This is a genomic window from Pseudomonas sp. L13, assembly GCF_009935965.1.
GTDB classification, from domain to species: domain Bacteria; phylum Pseudomonadota; class Gammaproteobacteria; order Pseudomonadales; family Pseudomonadaceae; genus Aquipseudomonas; species Aquipseudomonas lactis.
Genome location: NZ_QODJ01000014.1, coordinates 33,559 through 45,231, shown reverse-complemented (window position 1 = coordinate 45,231; position 11,673 = coordinate 33,559). Strand labels below are relative to the sequence as shown.

15 protein-coding genes are annotated in these 11,673 nt (G+C 61.5%); 9 read left to right on the top strand and 6 right to left on the bottom strand.

The features are described 5' to 3' along the window. Positions 1–45 precede the first annotated feature (45 nt). Positions 46–642 (top strand): MarC family protein, encoded by a 597-nt coding sequence (locus tag DK871_RS10180; RefSeq protein WP_003171467.1) that lies wholly within the window; start codon positions 46–48, stop codon positions 640–642. Here DK871_RS10180 and DK871_RS10175 read toward each other — a convergent pair. The 5 genes from DK871_RS10175 to cobG all read right to left on the bottom strand — a co-directional run bounded on the left by DK871_RS10175 (position 639) and on the right by cobG (position 5,990). Next, positions 639–1,418 (bottom strand): hypothetical protein, encoded by a 780-nt coding sequence (locus tag DK871_RS10175; RefSeq protein WP_161904916.1) that lies wholly within the window; start codon positions 1,416–1,418, stop codon positions 639–641. The genes DK871_RS10180 and DK871_RS10175 overlap by 4 nt on opposite strands. Positions 1,419–1,656: 238 nt before the next feature. After that, complete coding sequence (gene cobJ / locus DK871_RS10170; RefSeq protein WP_161904915.1) at positions 1,657–3,294, bottom strand: precorrin-3B C(17)-methyltransferase; 1,638 nt, start codon at positions 3,292–3,294, stop codon at positions 1,657–1,659. Next, positions 3,294–4,025: a precorrin-2 C(20)-methyltransferase gene (locus DK871_RS10165; RefSeq protein WP_032893769.1), complete on the bottom strand. Its 732-nt coding sequence runs from the start codon at positions 4,023–4,025 to the stop codon at positions 3,294–3,296. The genes cobJ and DK871_RS10165 overlap by 1 nt, the downstream gene beginning before the upstream one ends. Further along, on the bottom strand, positions 4,025–4,651 hold the full coding sequence (locus DK871_RS10160) for a precorrin-8X methylmutase (protein ID WP_073524968.1): 627 nt from the start codon (positions 4,649–4,651) through the stop codon (positions 4,025–4,027). The genes DK871_RS10165 and DK871_RS10160 overlap by 1 nt, the downstream gene beginning before the upstream one ends. Beyond that, positions 4,644–5,990, bottom strand: coding sequence for a precorrin-3B synthase (cobG, locus tag DK871_RS10155; RefSeq protein ID WP_161904914.1), 1,347 nt, complete (start codon positions 5,988–5,990; stop codon positions 4,644–4,646). The genes DK871_RS10160 and cobG overlap by 8 nt, the downstream gene beginning before the upstream one ends. 38 nt (positions 5,991–6,028) lie before the next feature. On the opposite strand from cobG, the gene cbiE reads away from it, so the two are divergent. The 4 genes from cbiE to DK871_RS10135 are packed head-to-tail and all read left to right on the top strand — an operon-like array spanning position 6,029 to position 8,674. Then, on the top strand, positions 6,029–7,234 hold the full coding sequence (gene cbiE / locus DK871_RS10150; RefSeq protein WP_161904913.1) for a precorrin-6y C5,15-methyltransferase (decarboxylating) subunit CbiE: 1,206 nt from the start codon (positions 6,029–6,031) through the stop codon (positions 7,232–7,234). Then, entirely contained in the window at positions 7,231–7,956 is a 726-nt protein-coding gene (locus tag DK871_RS10145) for a cobalt-precorrin-6A reductase (RefSeq protein ID WP_161904912.1), read from the top strand. The genes cbiE and DK871_RS10145 overlap by 4 nt, the downstream gene beginning before the upstream one ends. 56 nt (positions 7,957–8,012) lie before the next feature. Continuing rightward, positions 8,013–8,345 carry a type II toxin-antitoxin system RelE/ParE family toxin gene (locus DK871_RS10140; RefSeq protein WP_161904911.1) on the top strand — a complete coding sequence of 111 codons (333 nt, stop codon included), beginning with the start codon at positions 8,013–8,015 and terminating at the stop codon, positions 8,343–8,345. 5 nt (positions 8,346–8,350) lie between these two features. Further along, on the top strand, positions 8,351–8,674 hold the full coding sequence (locus DK871_RS10135) for a DNA-binding protein (RefSeq protein WP_014716718.1): 324 nt from the start codon (positions 8,351–8,353) through the stop codon (positions 8,672–8,674). 176 nt (positions 8,675–8,850) lie between these two features. On the opposite strand, the gene DK871_RS10130 is transcribed toward DK871_RS10135, so the two are convergent. Beyond that, the gene (locus DK871_RS10130; protein ID WP_161904910.1) at positions 8,851–9,102 is read right to left on the bottom strand and encodes a DUF6124 family protein; all 252 of its coding nucleotides are present in this window, start codon (positions 9,100–9,102) and stop codon (positions 8,851–8,853) included. Positions 9,103–9,526: 424 nt separating this feature from the next. Between DK871_RS10130 and DK871_RS10125 the strand changes: the two genes are divergently transcribed. The 4 genes from DK871_RS10125 (at position 9,527) to DK871_RS10110 (ending at position 11,672) form a co-directional block, all read left to right on the top strand. Beyond that, positions 9,527–10,009: a DUF6392 family protein gene (locus DK871_RS10125; protein ID WP_161904909.1), complete on the top strand. Its 483-nt coding sequence runs from the start codon at positions 9,527–9,529 to the stop codon at positions 10,007–10,009. Positions 10,010–10,337: 328 nt separating this feature from the next. Continuing rightward, the gene (locus DK871_RS10120; RefSeq protein WP_161904908.1) at positions 10,338–10,730 is read left to right on the top strand and encodes a DUF2946 domain-containing protein; all 393 of its coding nucleotides are present in this window, start codon (positions 10,338–10,340) and stop codon (positions 10,728–10,730) included. Positions 10,731–10,777: 47 nt separating this feature from the next. Then, positions 10,778–11,260, top strand: coding sequence for a copper chaperone PCu(A)C (locus DK871_RS10115; RefSeq protein WP_161904907.1), 483 nt, complete (start codon positions 10,778–10,780; stop codon positions 11,258–11,260). A 10-nt stretch (positions 11,261–11,270) separates the two neighbouring features. Beyond that, positions 11,271–11,672, top strand: a complete 402-nt coding sequence (locus tag DK871_RS10110; protein WP_161904906.1) for a DUF2946 domain-containing protein — start codon at positions 11,271–11,273, stop codon at positions 11,670–11,672. The last annotated feature ends 1 nt before the right edge of the window (position 11,673 follow it).

The following is an 11,673-nucleotide window of genomic DNA, read 5'->3' as shown; positions in this document are numbered from 1 at the left end:
TCGGATAGACTCCTCCACACTTCCCCCGCCCGCGAGCCGCCCCCCATGCTCCATGTGTTATTCAGCGTTTACCTGAAGATGCTGGTGCTCTACAGCCCGTTCTTTGTGCTGTCCTGCTTTATCAGCCTGACCCGTGGCTATTCCAGCAAGGAGCGTCGGCGCCTGGCGTGGAAAGTCGCACTGGCCACTCTGGTATCGAGCGTGCTGCTCTACCTGTTTGGCCGGGTGATTTTCAGTGTGTTCGGCATTACCGTCGACGCGTTCCGCATCGGCGCCGGCAGCGTGTTGTTTATCTCCGCCCTGGGCATGGCCCAGGGCAAGTCGGCGGTGCAGACCGACAACGTGCAGCAGGACGTGACCATCGTGCCGCTGACCATCCCCCTCACCGTCGGCCCCGGCACCATCGGCGCCTTGCTGGTGATGGGCGTCAGCCAACCGCACTGGGATGACAAACTCACCGCCATCCTCAGTATTGCCCTGGCCAGCCTGACGGTGGGCGTGGTGCTGTACCTGTCCAACCGTATCGAACGCATTCTCGGCGACCAGGGCTTGCAGATTGTCAGCCGCTTGATGGGCCTGTTCGTCTGCGCCCTGGCCGCGCAAATCATTTTTACCGGGGTACGCGGCTACCTGGTGCCCTAGATCCGGTATTTGGCGATCGCCATTTCGACTTTGTCACCGGCGCTTTCGCGCATCAGCTGGATGGTTTTCTCGTTGACCATCGAGGTATTGAGCACCAGGCAAGTCTGCCCGCTGAAGGCCTCGAACGAAGAACTGTCCCACTCCAGGAACGGCAGGCCCACCTGTTTATCCACACCATGGGAGCTGTAGGTCACCAGCACCATGATCAATTCGCCGTCTGTTTCAGCGCAGGAGGCCAGGCCGAAATCGCCGCCCTCGCGCACCGCGCAATTGCGCTTGAATAGCTCGAAAGACGCTGGCTGGCGCTTCAATGCGTCCAGCGCATCGGCGGCCAGCTTTGGCAATGCGCTGAGCAACGGCCCGGACAGCGCCGTCGACGTCAGCATCGAGGCGATGATATTCAGCGCCGCCAGTTGCACGGTAAGGCCCTTGCCCGCACGCGAGACCCGCTCAAAGCGACTGCGCAGCGGCAGCCAACCCAGGCTGACCATGACCTTGATAAACTCCTCGTACCACCCCTCGCTACCACGCTGGACGTTCAGCACATCGCTCACATAACTGCTGGCTAGCAAATAGCTTTTGCGCACGTATTCCCGGTTCAACGCCGATAACCCTTCGGCAAACGAAATCACACCGTTGTTGACCACGGCCGCATTGCAATCATCCTCGCGATCCAACGCGCCAGCGGCCTGCCGTGCAGGTGCACCCGGCAATTTGTAGGCGGCAATCAACTTGCGCCTTTTTTTGCTGTTGATCCTTCTGTGACGTCGCTCCATTTTCTGTTCTCCACAAGCACCCCACATGGGGCTTGTCTCCACCCTAGTCCAGGGAGCTGCTCGCTTTCCATGCGACAAACATCCCTTGGCCTGCCCCGCCCAAAAACGGCGCCCAGCAATGACAAGGCGCGGGCGGCAGGCTTCTGGTTTTCATCGCATAAAAAAAGAAAAAGCCCCGAACAACGCCAGGAGAATCCCTGGGTTATTCGGAGCTTTCCGGCAGCCAACGGGGCTGTTTTCAGGAGTTGGGTTTGTCGCCATACCAACGTGGCGTGTACACCCACTCGCCGCCACCGGCGCGTGGGAACACACAGGTGGTGGATGAACCGATCAGCACCATGGTGCGCATGTCCACCTGCTCGGGGGTCAGTTGCCCCAAGGTGGTGACGCGCAGCGCCTGGCCTGGGCGGCCGATGTCACGGCCCAGCACCACCGGCGTCTGTGGCGTGCGATGCAGCGCGACGATCTCCAGGGCGCGCCCCAGTTGCCAAGGCCGCGAGCGGGAGATCGGGTTGTAGAACGCCAAGGCCAGGTCAGCCTGGGAAGCCAGGTCCAGGCGTTTTTCGATGATCGACCAGGGCTTGAGGTTATCCGACAGCGACATCACACAGAAGTCATGGCCCAGCGGCGCACCTGCCTGGGCGGCGGTGGCCAGCGAGGCGGAAACCCCCGGCAGGATTTCCAGGTCGACCTGATGCCAGGCCGGCTCACTGGACTCGTGCAGCGCTTCGATCACTGCCGCAGCCATGGCGAATACACCAGGGTCGCCGGACGACACCACCACCACCGAACGCCCTTGCGCAGCCAACTCGAAGGCGTGCCGGGCGCGCTGCATTTCTTCACGGTTGTCGGTGCAGTGTTGCACTTGGTCGTCACGGAACGGCCCGGCCATGCGCACGTAGGTTTCATACCCCAGCACATCGGTGCAACGCGCCAGTTCCGCCTTCACCGCCGGCACCATCAGTTCAGCGGCGCCGGGGCCCAGGCCGATCACCGCCAGACGCCCGCGCGGGCGCCCCACCTGTGACAGGTCCAAGGGCTGCTCGGCGACGGTAATGCTGATATCCGCAACGGGTGTCAGCGCGGCAAAACGCAGCGGTACGCCCAGAGCGGACGCGGCTTCATGCAAGGACGCGTCAGCCATCTGCAGGTCGCTGGCCAGCAGGCAGGCCAGGGATTGCACGGCCACACCCGCCTCCTGCAACGCCGTGCGCACACGCTCGGCCAACTGCGCACCCGGCCGGCAAGTGACGTAGACATTCTGCGGGTAAATCAGCAACTCGTTGGCTGCCGGCGTGCGCTCGGCACTGCCCACATGAATCGCCAGGCGCGCCTGTTGGTCCTGAGGCAGGTTAGCCTCCTCCAGCCATGGCGCCGCGCCTTCGATGCGCACGCTTTCGCCGGCCAGAAGGTCGGAGACAAAGCGCTTGCCCAACTCGATGTCGGCCAGTTGATAGCCCGCCGGCGGGTTGAGCAGGCAGGTGCCAAAACGCAGCTCGCCACTGGTGGTGATTGCCGCGGATACGCCCAGCGCCGCGGCGATATCCCGCGCCATCACATTCACACCGCCCAGGCCACCGAGCAACGGCACCACGGCGCTGCCGTCTTCGGCCACGGCCAGCACGGCAGGCTCTTCGCCCTTTTCCAGCAGCAACGGCGCCAGGGTGCGGATCACAATGCCCGCGGCGCACAGGGCAATCAGTGGCGTGCCCTGTTGATAGAGCTGACGCAAGGTCGCGCCGAACTCGCTGTAGCTGCGGTCGGCCCCCTCAACCCGTGAGGCCAGGCCATGGATCAACGCGTCGGGGTAAACCTGCTGGAGCTTGCGCGCAGTCGCCAGGCTGCCCTGGCCCAGAATCACAATCGCCGGGGTCATCAACCTTGCCACCGTTCACCGGGCACGATGATCAGTGAGAAATACGGCGAAGACATCGGCTCCACCTGGTCCAGCGGCACGATCTTCTGGTTGGCCATGGTCGCACGCTCTACATACAGCGCCCGCTCGGCCAGACCCAACTCTTCCAACACCTGGCGCACCTTCGGGAAGTTGCGCCCCAGCTTCATGATCACGGCGGCATCGGCATCCGCCAGGCGGCGCTTGAGGTCCTCATGGGGCAATACGCCGGAGAGCACCGACAAGCTCTGGTTGCGATACACCAGCGGCGCACCGAGTACCGAGGCGCCACCGAGCATCGAGCACACGCCTGGAATCACCTCGGCGTCGTAGCGCTCGGCCAGGCGGTCATGCAGGTACATGTAGGAGCCGTAGAAGAACGGGTCACCTTCGCAAATCACCGCCACGTCACGGCCTGCGTCCAGGTGCGCGGCCACGTCGAGGCTGGCGTTGTCGTAGAAGTCGCTGATCACCTGCTCGTAGGACAGCGGCGCCGGCAGCACTTCGGTAGTCACCGGGTACACCAGCGGCATCAGGGTCTGTTGTGGTACCAAGTGGTCTTCGATGATGCCGAAGGCGTTGCCCTTCTTGCCCTTGGCCACGAAGTACGCCACCACCGGCGATTCACGCAGCAGGCGCAGGGCTTTGAGGGTAATCAGTTCGGGGTCACCGGGGCCGACGCCCAGGCCGATCAAACGTCCGCGCACCTGCATTATTCGACCTCCGTGGCCAGGGCATTGACGGCAGCAGCAGCCATGGCGCTGCCGCCCAGGCGGCCTTGCATGATCACGAACGGCACCCCACGGCTGTCAGCGGCGAGCATCGCCTTGGATTCGGCGGCGCCGACAAAGCCCACCGGGAAACCGAGGATCAACGCCGGTTTCGGCGCGCCGGCATCGAGCATTTCCAACAGGTAGAACAACGCGGTCGGCGCGTTGCCAATCACCACCACGCTGCCTTCCAGGTGCGGGCGCCACAGCTCAAGGGCGGCGGCGGAACGGGTGTTGCCCAGCTCCCGCGCCAACTCCGGCACGCTGTCGTCGCGCAGGGTGCAGATCACTTGGTTATTGGCTGGCAGACGTGCGCGGGTCACGCCTTCGGACACCATCCGCGCATCGCACAGAATCGGCGCGCCAGCGGCCAACGCGTCACGCCCGGCCTTGCCGGCCCCTTCGGAGAATTGCAGGCCGTCGATGGCCTCGACCATGCCGCACGCATGAATCACCCGCACCGCGAGTTTTTCCAAATCAGCCGGGATGCGGTCCAGGTTGGCTTCCGCGCGAATAATGGCGAAGGAGTTGCGATAGATCTCCTGACCGTCGCGGATGTAATCAATCATCGGTGTTGCTCCGTGGACGAGCGCGCAACAGGGCGCCCGCCGCTTCAATGGAAAGAGTGCGCGCGTGCAGCCGGCCAAAACCTGGCTGGGCTGCATCGCGAAAATAGAGGTCGTAATGGCCGGGGCTCACCGCCAGCAACGTGGCTGGCGCGGTGTGCGCGGCAGCGCAGGAGCGCGGGCAGCCGGACAGATGCACCTCAACGCCCGGTTGCAGAGCGGCCAGTTGCACGGCGTCGGCCTTGGTGTCGGCCAGGCCTTTTGCGCAGCCGCTGGAACCGGTGCAGGCAATCATGCGCGCCAGGGGGTGGTCGAGGGAGCAGATAAAGCCCAGTTGCGCCAGGCGTTCGGTCACGGCGTGCGGCTTTTCGACGTTGGGCACCAGCACGCCCTGCCAGGGGGTGAAGCGCAAGGTGCCGTCCCCATAGTCGCTGGCCAGTTGTGCGGCGCCCTTGAGCATCGTGGGGTCCAGGCGGCCCAGGGGCGCGAGGGCGCCGACGTAGAACTGATTCTTTTGCGTTTGTGGATAAGTGCCCACCTGCAGCGAGGCGTCGCTGGGCGGGCGTGTGAAGCCCTCGACTGGCAGCAACGGCACACGCAAATGGCTCAGCACGTTATCCACAGGCAAATGGCGCATGCGCGTTTGCTCTGGGGTGGCGAGGTCCAGAAAGGCTTCCAGCACGGCCACTACCAACCCATGGCCCTGATGCAATGGCACTGCCGCCACGGGCGCATCCAGGCCCGGACAACCGGCCAGGCCGAACGCGAGAAGGGTTTCGCCATGGCGTACGAAGGCCGACAACCACAGGTCGTGGTGATGTTCGAGCATCGCCAGGTCTTCGCCGCCATCAAGTTGCACCGCAAACTTGGCCGACAGTTCATGGAAACGCGGATGGTTCTCCAGGGTGGCGAGGATCTGCGCGGCCAGCGGGCGGGTGTCGAACAGCATCTGCGGGTCGATGCCGGCGCTGGGGCTGAGCATCAGGTTGCGCACGTCGTCACCGCCCGCGTTGCTGGGGCCCAGGCCGGTCGCCAGCAGCCGGGCGATCAACGCCTCCTGCTCGGCGCCGATGCCGCGGATCTGCAGATTGGCGCGGTTGGTCGCCTCGATCACCCCGCCCGCGTACGCTTGGGCCGCCTCCGCCACGGCGTGGGCCTGAGCGGCGGTGATCGCGCCGCCCGCCAATTTGACCCGGCAAATGCCGCCGTCCAACGCCTGGACAATACGCAGCAACCCCGGACAAGCCGAGGGGCGCAAGGTATTCACAGCGGGCGTTGGGTTCACGGGGCTACCGGTTGACGGGTAAAGGCGCGGTATTATGCCTGCTTTGTCCGGCGGCATGAAAAGCCTGCCCGTCGGATGTCGTTCAAGGAATTGATATGTCGCCCTGGCTGACGGTTGTAGGCATCGGTGAAGACGGCTTCAAAGGCCTGGGCAGGAATGCCCGGCATGCCTTGCTGCGCGCCACGCGGATTATAGGTGCTCAGCGCCAGTTGGACCTGCTGCCGCAGTGTATTGATGGCGAGCGCCAGCTGTGGCCGGGCCCGTTTTCCCTGGAGCCGGTGTTGTCGCGGCGTGGGGAGCCTGTGTGCGTCCTGGCCAGTGGCGACCCTATGTTCTATGGCGTCGGCGCCAGCCTGGCCCGGCAAGTGGCGCCTGAGGAGTTGACGATTTTGCCCGCGCCCTCGTCGGTATCCCTGGCGGCGGCACGCTTGGGCTGGCCGTTGCAGGAGGTGGTGACATTGTCGGTGGTGGCGCGGCCATTGGCGGCGATCAACGCACACCTGGCCAGTGGCGTGCGCTTGTTGGTATTGAGCAATGACGGCAGCAGTCCCGCCTTGATTGCCGCGTTGTTGACCGAGCGCGGTTTTGGCCCCAGCCGCATCAGTGTGTTTGAACACTTGGGCGGCCCGGCTGAACGGCGTATCGACGGGCATGCGCAAGCGTGGGAGCAGGCTGCGGTTGCCGACTTGAACCTGGTCGCCATCGACTGCCTGGCAGATGCCCACGCACCGCGTCTGTCGCATCTTGCCGGCTTGCCGGACTCGGCCTTCAAACACGACGGCCAACTGACCAAACGCGATGTCCGCGCCATGACCCTCGCCCGCCTCGCGCCCATGCCGGGCGAACTGTTATGGGACGTGGGCGCGGGCAGTGGCTCCATCGGTATTGAATGGATGCGCACCCATCCGAGCTGTCGCGCCTTGGCGATTGAAGCCGACACCGGCCGCCAGGGCCTGATCGAACACAACCGCGACGCCCTCGGCGTGCCCGGCCTGCAACTGGTTCGCGGCAAGGCGCCGGAGGCGTTAACCGGCCTGGAAACACCGGACGCCATCTTTATCGGCGGCGGCGTCACCCGCGACGGCGTGCTCGATACCTGCTGGCAACACCTGCGCCCCGGTGGCCGCCTGGTTGCCAATGCCGTGACCCTGCAAAGCGAAATGACCTTAATGAACTGGCGCGCCCAACATGGCGGCGAACTGACCCGCATCCACGTAGCCCAGGCCCAGCCCTTGGGCGAGTTCGATACCTGGCGCCAGGCGTTGCCGATCACGTTGCTGGAAGTGATCAAACCGCTATGAAAAGGATTCTTTTACTGGGCGGCGTCACCGAAGCGCTGGCCATCGCCCGCACCTTGGGGCCGCAGCATATCTACAGTTTGGCCGGCGTGGGCCGTGTGCCAACCGACCTGAACTGCCAGGTTCGCGTCGGGGGTTACGGAGGCGCTGAGGGTTTAGCGCAGTTTATTCGTGACGAACGTATCAGCCTGATCCTTGATGCCACCCATCCGTATGCAGCGCAGATCAGCCAAAACGCGGCCCAGGCGGCGCGATTGAGCGATGTGCCTTGCTGGGCATTGCGACGCCCGGCGTGGCAGCCGCAGCCGGAGGATGATTGGCGCGAGGTCGCTGACTGGGCCGAGTTGGTCGAAGCGCTCAAACCCTTCAAGCGCCCTCTATTCACCTTGGGCCGCGAACCCTTGCAGCACCTCGACGAAATCCCCGCCGACCAGTTCTGGACCTTGCGCGCGCTGGATGTGTATCCGGGCAACGAGCGCTGTGAAGTGATCGGCGCACGCGGGCCGTTCCTCATCGAGGACGAGCGGGCGTTATTCGAAGAACGGCGGATTGATGTGCTGATCAGCAAGAACAGCGGCAGCACCGCCACCGAGCCGAAGCTGGAAGTGGCGCGTGAGCGTGGGGTGCCGGTGGTGGTGTTGAAGCGGCCGGTGCTGGCTCAAGTAGACAGGGAATTCCTGTCGTCTGAAGAAACACTCAGCGCGTTGGCAAATTTCACTCGATGATGCAGGATCGCTCGCTTGCTTGATTAGTAACCTATTTGTTACCTTCAGGACAGCTAATGATTGAGATCGAAGAATACCAACGCGACAACGAGTCCAGTCCGTTCGATGAGTGGTTTTCATCCTTGAGTGTCCCAGCGGCAACTCGAGTTTCAACCGCTTTAGTTCGACTTGAAACAGGCAACACCAGCAACATCAAGTGGTTCGATGGGCTAGGCGAATACCGTATCGACTGGGGACCCGGCTTGCGAATCTATTTGATACGAGAAGGACATCGATTAATCATCCTGTTCGGTGGTGGTGATAAGTCCAGTCAAAAGCGCGATATCAAGGTCGTAAAGTCGCTGATTAATGAGTATCAGCGTGACAAGAAATTGAAACAAAAGAGGTGACCAGCATGGCGCTTACCCGTAGCTACAAACACACCATCGCTGAACGTGCCCAGCGAGACCCTGCATTCGCCCAAGCGCTTCTCGACGAGGCCGCTACGCTATTTCTCAATGGCGAGCCGGAAATATCTCGCGTGATCCTGCGTGATTTAGTCAACGCCACAGTAGGCTTTGAAGGCCTTGCGAAACAAACCGCCAAACCTAGCAAAAGCCTGCACCGAATGCTTTCTGCCAGCGGCAACCCCAGCATGGATAACCTTGCGGCGATTTTTGCCGTGATTAGAAAAGCCCTGGGTGTCGATATGCAGGTCCACGGAGTACCCGCTGCATAATCAACCAGCATGAATGCACAGCAACGTCAGCGGTGCTACAGGCAATCAGCATTCTTTAGACGCCACAATCTCATGTGGAAGGGGGCTCGCTCCCGATTACAGTAACGCAGCCAGCAAATCAGCAACTGACACACTGCTATCGGGAACAAGCCCCCTCCCACATTTGTACTGTGTTGCTAGCGGCTTGCGACTGTCCCCAGCCCGACCCCACTGTGCACCCGATCGGCCAGCAACTGCGCCAGCTCAATCAACTGTGCAACACCCAGCAACTCCTCTCGTTTAGGGCCTTCCAGGTCAAAGGCCAGGTCGCAACTCAGCGCATTGGCCGAGGCGAGTGTTTCGCTGAGGTTGACCAACAGATCTTCAGTGCTGATTCCATCGGCCACGGTAAATAGCCGGATGGGGGTATTGAGGGTGTTTTTGTTCATTGTGAAGCTCCTTAACGCAAGGGGAGCTTGATCAAGCCGGGCCGCGACGCCCGACCGCTGCGTGTGCAACGGTGTACGGAGACTAGAGATTGAGTGTCCTAGGGACAACCTCAAAGCCTTGTAAGACGTTTCTGTTTTCCCCAATGCCTAGCCGAACGGACAGTTGTTTGGCTTTACGCCTGTCAGCACCATTATTCTTGCGCTATTTGCACGCCATTCCCTTTGCATAAGCCAGTGCCACGACTGTGTTTGAGCCCTCCCGTGCGGATAATAAAAATGCTGCCCGCATTGCGATGCCGTCTTACATCCATCAGAAGTTTAGTGAGAATTACGGTTGGCGAAACACGGAGAAAAAGCAGACGTTAGATGCTGATGGCACGCACCCAAATGCATAAGGTCAACGAAAACCAGGGGTGGTACTAGGATGGAAGCAGTAAACATTGATCGCTTGGTAAAACGCTTGGGACGCACCTACGATGATTTTGTTGCCGAGGGTTTACTTCGTGCCGGGTCAATAAAACCATTATTTGAAAACGGTCAAAACTCCCATTTCATTCATAAACCAGAGCCAGGCGTTGAGCTTTGGTTTTGGGCCGAAACCATGAGATTGGAGCGAATCGTTTTTTGCCTGATTTCACTGGCACAAGGCGAGCCCAAGTATTCCGGTGAACTGCCTGTACCCCTCACCCTCTCAATGAACCAAGACAGCATCCGAAAAACGCTTGGAACGCCACACGAGTCCAAAGGGCCAGTGAAACTACCGTTACCGATTGGAGCTACAGGTGGATGGGACTCCTATCGCCTCAACTTGGAAACCCACTCAAATGCAAGAATTGCCGTGCAATATTTATCCGATAAAACCGTATGTGGTTTAGCGTTCACTTTGGTTGATATGGGCCGCGATTGACCGCGTTGACCACCCTATTACCAAGCGCACATCAATGAACGCGCAAACGATTGAGTGGGGGGCTTGGCAGGTGGGAGCTGGCTTGCCTGCGATACAGGCGACTCGGTCTTCCAGTTGGAACGAGGTGATGCTATCGCAGGCAAGCCAGCTCCCACAGTGTTCAGCGTCGCCTGGTGCGCTGCGTCCCTTCTGCAAAATTGGCAAGCGGCCGTTCTCGTCTATCCTCAAACCCAACACTGCGACACCAAACCACACCCGCCCTTTTTACTTATCCCCCCCGATCAGGCTAAATACCCGCCTGATCGTTTAACCCTACGGATTATCCGCCATGGCCCGTCAACGCTTTGCAATTGCCTGGATCGCCTGCCTTGCAGTGCTGTTCAATGCGTTTGCCATGCCGTTGGCCGGTGCGATGCAGCAGACCAATGACCCGGTCAAGCGTCTGATGTGGGGCGGGTTCTGTTCGTCCAATGGCGCCAGCCTCAAGGCGATTGCCCTGGGCAAGCTGGAAATTCCCGCACCGCCGGACGATCACTCCGCCATGCAGCATTGCTGGTGTTGCTCAGGCTCGGCGCCGCTGGTGGCGTTGCCGGGGCATGTGCCGCAGTTGTATGTAACGCGGTTCGAGGCGGTGCAGAACCTGCCGCCGCGCTTATTGCAAAATCCTACGCCGCGCCAGCAATGGCCGAGCCTCAACCCCCGCGCCTCTCCAACGGTCTGAGCTTCTTCGCAAGTGAACTGCGTTTAGAACCGTTCTGGAGAACTGCCATGCTTAAATCTTCCCTGCTTCTGGCTGCGTTGCTGCTGCCGGTGTTCAGTGCTGCCAATGCCGAGGACTACAAAGCCGGCGACTTGGAGGTCAGCAATCCCTGGTCCCAGGAATTGCCGCCGAATGCGCCCACCGTCGCGGCGTACTTTGTGATTCATAACACCGGGGCTACCCCGGATCGCCTGCTTGGCGTTGAAACCAGCGTCGCCGAAAAAGCCGAGCTGCATGAACATGTAATGCAGGGCGACTTGATGAAGATGCAACAAGTGCCCAGCGTCGCCGTACCAGCCAAGGGTGAGCTGACCTTCGCACCGATGGCCTATCACGTGATGTTGCTGGGCCTCAAAGACCGCAGCCTGCTGGCCGATGGCAAGCAGTTTCCGCTGACCCTGACCTTCGAAAAAGCCGGCAAGGTCGAGGTGCAAGTGTCGGTGCACAAAGCGCCACCGATGGCTGGCCACGAGCATATGCACGCTCAGTAAGCCAACCTCGATGGGCGCCCCTCGCGCCAGGTTGTCTCCCCACTACCGCGTGAAGCGCGGCAGTTGGATCAGCCTGTTCGCCATGCTGATGATCTTTATCGGTCCGCTGATTTCCCAGGCGATGCCGATGGATCATCACGCCGGTATGTCCATGGAAATGCCCATGGAAATGCCGAGCGACCACGGTGAATCCCATCACACCCAAGCGCCAGCCGAACACCACGCACTCTGGGCCAAGTGCGGCTATTGCGACCTGCTATTCAGCTGCCCAGCCCTGCCCGGCAGCGTGTCATTCGTGGCCCTCGGCACCCCGCCGCCCGCCAACGCCCTCACCCCCGCCACGCGCTTGGGCCATGCCCGGCAGAGCATCTTCCCCGGCGCCCGCAGCCGCGCGCCACCCATCGTCTCGTAAG

Bases quoted from the DNA above. Each gene is read 5' to 3' on its own strand.
- DK871_RS10180 (WP_003171467.1), top strand. From the start codon at position 46: ATGCTCCATGTGTTATTCAGCGTTTACCTGAAGATGCTGGTGCTCTAC.
- DK871_RS10175 (WP_161904916.1), bottom strand. From the start codon at position 1,418: ATGGAGCGACGTCACAGAAGGATCAACAGCAAAAAAAGGCGCAAGTTG.
- cobJ (WP_161904915.1), bottom strand. From the start codon at position 3,294: ATGACCCCGGCGATTGTGATTCTGGGCCAGGGCAGCCTGGCGACTGCG.
- DK871_RS10165 (WP_032893769.1), bottom strand. From the start codon at position 4,025: ATGCAGGTGCGCGGACGTTTGATCGGCCTGGGCGTCGGCCCCGGTGAC.
- DK871_RS10160 (WP_073524968.1), bottom strand. From the start codon at position 4,651: ATGATTGATTACATCCGCGACGGTCAGGAGATCTATCGCAACTCCTTC.
- cobG (WP_161904914.1), bottom strand. From the start codon at position 5,990: ATGCCGCCGGACAAAGCAGGCATAATACCGCGCCTTTACCCGTCAACC.
- cbiE (WP_161904913.1), top strand. From the start codon at position 6,029: ATGTCGCCCTGGCTGACGGTTGTAGGCATCGGTGAAGACGGCTTCAAA.
- DK871_RS10145 (WP_161904912.1), top strand. From the start codon at position 7,231: ATGAAAAGGATTCTTTTACTGGGCGGCGTCACCGAAGCGCTGGCCATC.
- DK871_RS10140 (WP_161904911.1), top strand. From the start codon at position 8,013: ATGATTGAGATCGAAGAATACCAACGCGACAACGAGTCCAGTCCGTTC.
- DK871_RS10135 (WP_014716718.1), top strand. From the start codon at position 8,351: ATGGCGCTTACCCGTAGCTACAAACACACCATCGCTGAACGTGCCCAG.
- DK871_RS10130 (WP_161904910.1), bottom strand. From the start codon at position 9,102: ATGAACAAAAACACCCTCAATACCCCCATCCGGCTATTTACCGTGGCC.
- DK871_RS10125 (WP_161904909.1), top strand. From the start codon at position 9,527: ATGGAAGCAGTAAACATTGATCGCTTGGTAAAACGCTTGGGACGCACC.
- DK871_RS10120 (WP_161904908.1), top strand. From the start codon at position 10,338: ATGGCCCGTCAACGCTTTGCAATTGCCTGGATCGCCTGCCTTGCAGTG.
- DK871_RS10115 (WP_161904907.1), top strand. From the start codon at position 10,778: ATGCTTAAATCTTCCCTGCTTCTGGCTGCGTTGCTGCTGCCGGTGTTC.
- DK871_RS10110 (WP_161904906.1), top strand. From the start codon at position 11,271: ATGGGCGCCCCTCGCGCCAGGTTGTCTCCCCACTACCGCGTGAAGCGC.